General features: G+C 65.1%; 4 protein-coding genes. All 4 read left to right on the plus strand.

The window, feature by feature from the left end:
• Positions 1–840, plus strand: an 840-nt coding sequence (locus C7H84_RS34995; protein WP_240462193.1) for an acyltransferase family protein, incomplete at its 5' end; no start/stop codon positions are given.
• A gap of 391 nt (positions 841–1,231) precedes the next feature.
• The gene (locus C7H84_RS35000; protein ID WP_121863065.1) at positions 1,232–1,534 is read left to right on the plus strand and encodes a phage tail assembly protein; all 303 of its coding nucleotides are present in this window, start codon (positions 1,232–1,234) and stop codon (positions 1,532–1,534) included.
• Positions 1,535–1,614: 80 nt separating this feature from the next.
• On the plus strand, positions 1,615–4,017 hold the full coding sequence (locus tag C7H84_RS35005) for a phage tail tape measure protein (RefSeq protein WP_121863066.1): 2,403 nt from the start codon (positions 1,615–1,617) through the stop codon (positions 4,015–4,017).
• Positions 4,018–4,058: 41 nt separating this feature from the next.
• A partial coding sequence (locus C7H84_RS35010; protein ID WP_162999499.1) for a phage tail protein occupies positions 4,059–4,936 on the plus strand: 878 nt, incomplete at its 3' end.

The following is a 4,936-nucleotide window of genomic DNA, read 5'->3' on the forward strand; positions in this document are numbered from 1 at the left end:
GCGGCGCGTTTGCTGCCGGCGTTTTGGGTTTGTTGCACGATCACGTTCCTCGTGACGCTTGCAATTGGCGGGGACCGGTTTACAGCGACGTGGCAGCAATACATCGTCAACATGCTGACGCTCGGCGGCGGATTCGGGACTGATCCGATCGATGGCGCATATTGGTCGCTGGGTGCAGAACTGCGGTTCTACAGATTGGTCGCTATTCTGATCATCGTCGGCCAAATTGGTCGTTCAGAGCGATGGTTGTTTGTATGGTTGATCGGCACGGTGCTCGTCGAGACATTCTCCGTCATCAAGCTCAAGACTTTCCTGGTGACGGATTACGCGGGCTTTTTCATTGCTGGCGCGGCGTGCTTTCTCATTCGGGCGCGCGGACTATCGCGCTCACTCGTCGTGCTGCTATGTGCCTCGTGGGCGCTATCGCTGTATCACGAATTCCGGTTGCTGCCGTACTTTAGCGAACACTATGAAGTGGACTTGAACCCGGTGGTTGTCGGTATTGTGATGACGTCTTTTTTCGTGGTGCTGCTTGGGCTCGCGCTTCGTCGAGCGCCGATCCTTCGTAGTCCGCGATGGTCTTGGTTCGGTGCAGTCAGCTATCCGCTTTACCTTATCCATCAGAACATCGGTTACATGCTATTTAACTTGATCGATGCGACGGTGAATAGCGATGTGCTGTTTTGGGGCGTTATCGCAGCGGCCATCGCCGTTGCATTGGCGGTGCACATCGCCGTCGAGAAACCCGTCGCGCGACCGCTGAGGAGCGGAATCCTGCTTGGGCTTGATGCGCTTCACAACCGCGCTTCGACCGCGCTTCGGGACCGAATGCGCCAGTAACGCTGTGCGTTTCTACATCACATTTATTTTGCCGCTTTCATTCGGGCGGTGAGCTTACCCGTCACGCTGTTCGCGCTGGGCAACCTGTACCTGAGGCGCCAACTCGCGAATTGACCGGCAAGGGTCGTCATCCGGGATCTGGCGGGCTCCCCCACCTTGATTGACATTGCGCGTCTGCCCGAATGTCGCCTCGACGCGCCGTTAATCACGTGACCAGCGCTGAAATGAATGACTCGCTACGGGAAACATGGTTGCGAAGTGCATCCTTAGACCGGTTAAAACCACTTCATTGAGCGCGAGCTCGCATGACCGGTTCGTAAGCTCCCGTGGATTTTTATTTCAATCGAATGGCGGACCGCTCGTTCGCCATTTTTTATTTGAGGAACCCTGAATGGACCAGGTCACCGTGACCCTGACGTACCCGATTCAACTCAATGGCGTGTCGTGTGATCGCCTCACGCTGCGTCGCCCGAAGGTGCGCGACATGCGCGGCGCGCAGAAACTCGCCCCGAACGATCCCGAGCAACAGGAGCTGATCCTGTTCGCGTCGCTTGCCGAGGTCGCGCCCGACGAGCTCGAGGCGATGGACCTGGCCGACTACGAACGCGTGCAAGACGCGTACTACTCGTTTCGAACCGTACGCAACGCTCGACAGCAAGGCGCTCAAGGTGCTGGCCAGGCGCCTCGCGTGTGAGTTGCACATGTCACCCGCGTCGATCGATGACCTGACGCTCGACGACGTGGTGTGGTGGCTGACGGATTGAAAGGATGGGCATGGCAAGCAATATTGCACTGGGCATCGTGATCGGCGGGGCCGTGTCGTCGACCTTCGGCCGCGCGATTACCGATACGGGTTCGCGCATCGACAGCCTGAAGCGTCGCGCGAACGACGCACGGCTCTGGCATCGCCAGATCGGCGAGACGCTGCAGTTGCAGGATGCGTTCCGGCGCCTCCAGCGCACCGGAGACCGGACCGCCGACGGAATGCGCCGCCAGCTCGAGCGCAATTTAAGTTCCCTGCGCGACGCGGGTTTCGAGGTGGGCCGGCTCGATCGCGCGTATGCGCGGCTGGGACGTACCGTGCGCGGGCTCGAGCTGAAGGCGATCGGCCAGCAACGGCTGATGGCCGGGCGCGAAGCGGCCCGCGGCACGATCGGCGATGCGATGAAATTGACCGGGGCGGTGGCCGTGCCGGCCACGATCGCGGCGAACTATCAGGCGATTATTCGGGACATCGCGATCAAGGCGGGGATTGCGCGCACGCAGCAAGAGGCGACGATCGGCACGCGGATTCGACGCGACGCGGCGACGAACGGGATTGGCCGTAATGAGCTGGCCGACGCGGTCAACCAGATGGTGGCCGGTGGCATGGACCTCGAGCGGGCGCTGAATTTTGCGCCGCTGGTCGCGCGGTTCGCAATCGGCCAGGGCGCCACCAGCGTCGAGACCGCCAAAATGATCCAGGCGCTGCAGCAGAACGCGGGCGTGACCGATCCCCGCCAGATGGCCCAGGCGCTCGAGTCGATCGCGTCCCTGGGCAAGGCGGGCTCGTTCGAATCGGCGGACATGGCGCGCTGGTTCCCGGTGCTGCTCGCGGAGATGCAGAAACTGGGGATTAGCGGGCAGGATGCCGTCACCCAGCTGGGCGCGATGCTGCAGGTGCAGATGAAGACGGCGGGCAGCGCGGACGAGGCGGCAAACAACCTGAAAAACTGGTTCTCGAAGATCGGTTCCGGTGAGACCGAACGGAATTATGCCAAGGCCGGCGTCGACTACCAGGCGAAGATGCGCGAGGCGATCGGCAAGGGCTGGTCGACGATGGAGGCGTCCTTCGTGCTGGCCCGCGCGTATATCGAACGGGTCGATCCCGAGAAGGCGAAGCAACTCGCAGCTACCGCGCAGCAGTTCAATCGCGAGATGGACCCGACGAAGCGCCAAGCACAGATGGCCGCGTTCGCCGAGACGATGAAGACGGGCGACCTCTTTAACGACATGCAGGCGAAGGCGGCGCTGACCGGCTACATGCAGCATGCCGAGTTGTACCGCAACCTGAAGCGTGAGTCGACGCAGGCCAGTGGCGAGATCCGGAGGGACCTCGAGGCGCGGCGCGAGACTAGCAAGCAGATCTGGCGCGAGGTGGGGCAGCGCTGGGACGATGCGATGCGCAGCCTGGGCGACGCGTTGCGGCCGGCGACCGACGCGCTCGGACAGGGCGCGAAGACGCTCGGGGCCGGGCTGCAGAGCGTGACCGAGCGTGCGCCGAAGGCGACAGCGGCGGTCGTGGGCGTGCTCGGTGCGGCGGTGGCGCTGCGCGGGGTCAAGGCGGTGTGGACGCTCGGACGTGGCGCGATGGATCTGGCGCGCGGCGCGGTCCTGGCACGAGGCGGTGCGCGCGGGCGCGCGAAGGGCGGTGCGGTCGGCCGGGCGCTCGATACGCTGGGTGCAGCGGCCGGCGCTCCGGGTGCTCCCGGCGCCGTACAGCGTGTATTCGTCGTCAACCTGCCAACTGCCGGCGGTGTGCTCGGCGAGTCGATCGGTAAGTCCTCTGGCAAACGTGCCGCGAAGCCAGCGTCGCGCATCGGCCGCGTGATCGGTGCCGGCCGGGCCGTGCTCGGTCGCGTGATGCCCTACGCGGGCAAGCTCGCGCTGGCCGGCACGGCGCTGAAGTTCGGGCTGGCGGCAAAGGACGCATACGGCGTCGCGGTCGGCAGCGACACACGCGCGCGCAAGGCGGAGCAGTTCTCCGGCATTGCCGGGCAGCTCGCCGGCGGTCTGGCGGGCGCGAAGATCGGCGCGGCGATCGGCGCGCTCGGTGGCCCGATCGGCGTGGCGGTCGCGGGTGTGGTCGGCGGGGCGATTGGCACGTTTGCGGGCGACAAGGCGCTGCGCGCAATCGCACGCCGGACATTCTCGCGCCCCGAACCGGCCCCACTGCCGGCCGAGGCGGCGGCCAAGCTCAAGGGACTCGAGAAGCTCGCCGCGGCGCCGCGTACGGGTCCGCGCCTCGAGCAGACCAATACGTTTGCACCGGTATTCCACGTGCGCGTGGAGGCGAATGAAACGGATGCCGCGGACAAGTTCCTCGCGCGCGTGAGTCCGGTCCTCACGCGCATGATGGACGAGCACCAGCGCAAGGCCAACAGTCATGCGGCGTTGTTCGACAGTCCGCATCTGTAGGAAGGGATCGGTAGGAAACCAAATGGATGTGATTGAACGCGATGAACATCATTGAGACGATCACGCAGGCCGCGACGCAGACGAGCATTGCAACTGAGCGCGTGCAGCACCTGGCGCGTGTGGCCGATCGTAATCGGCCGGCGAGCCAAAACACCGTCGACACGCTGCAGCGCCTGGCGACCGGCAACCTGACCAGCGCGGCCGATCTGCTGTCGGGCGCCGCGAGCGCCTTGTCGGTGGCCGGCGACCTCAGCCCGCAGGTCGCGACCGCCATGCGCGGCCTGAACGCGGTACAGGCGGGTGTCGGCACGATCCTGCAGACCGCCAGCGATTCGCGCTTTCCGGCGGTGCGGGCCGCGGCCGAGGGCGTCACCTCAGCGCTCGACGCGGTGCGCCAGCCGTTCAACCGGTTTGTGAGCACGGTTAGCGCTGCGCTCGACGACGTCCGCTCAACGGCCACGGGTTTGGCCACCGGTGCGTTCGGGACAGGCGCGCTCGATGGCGCATCGTCGAGTACGCCGCACCTGATGACGCTGGCGACCGAGACGGGCCAGACCTTCCACTTCAACCTGTCGACGGCCGCGTTCGACACGCTGCGGCGTGCCACGCACTACCGGGTCGTGACCCAGGAGCGCCTGAACCGTCAGGAAGCGTTGCAGGCGGTCAGCGTCGGCGGCGAGACGATCACGCTCGCGGGCGTGGTGTTTCCGCAGCTCGGTGCGGGCGTGCGTCAGATCGAGCGGCTGCGGGCGATCGGCGCCGACATGAAACCGGTGCAGCTGACGACCGGCGCGGGCGACGTGCTTGGCCGCTGGTACCTGCAGCGCATCGACGAAGAGCAACACGCGCTGCTCGCCGACGGCGTGCCGCGCAAACAAACCTTCAGTCTGGAGTTTGGCCGCTATGGCGAAGATTTTAA

The organism is Burkholderia sp. Nafp2/4-1b, assembly GCF_003635165.1.
Classification (GTDB): Bacteria; Pseudomonadota; Gammaproteobacteria; order Burkholderiales; family Burkholderiaceae; genus Burkholderia.

Bases quoted from the DNA above. Each gene is read 5' to 3' on its own strand.
- C7H84_RS35000 (WP_121863065.1), top strand. From the start codon at position 1,232: ATGGACCAGGTCACCGTGACCCTGACGTACCCGATTCAACTCAATGGC.
- C7H84_RS35005 (WP_121863066.1), top strand. From the start codon at position 1,615: ATGGCAAGCAATATTGCACTGGGCATCGTGATCGGCGGGGCCGTGTCG.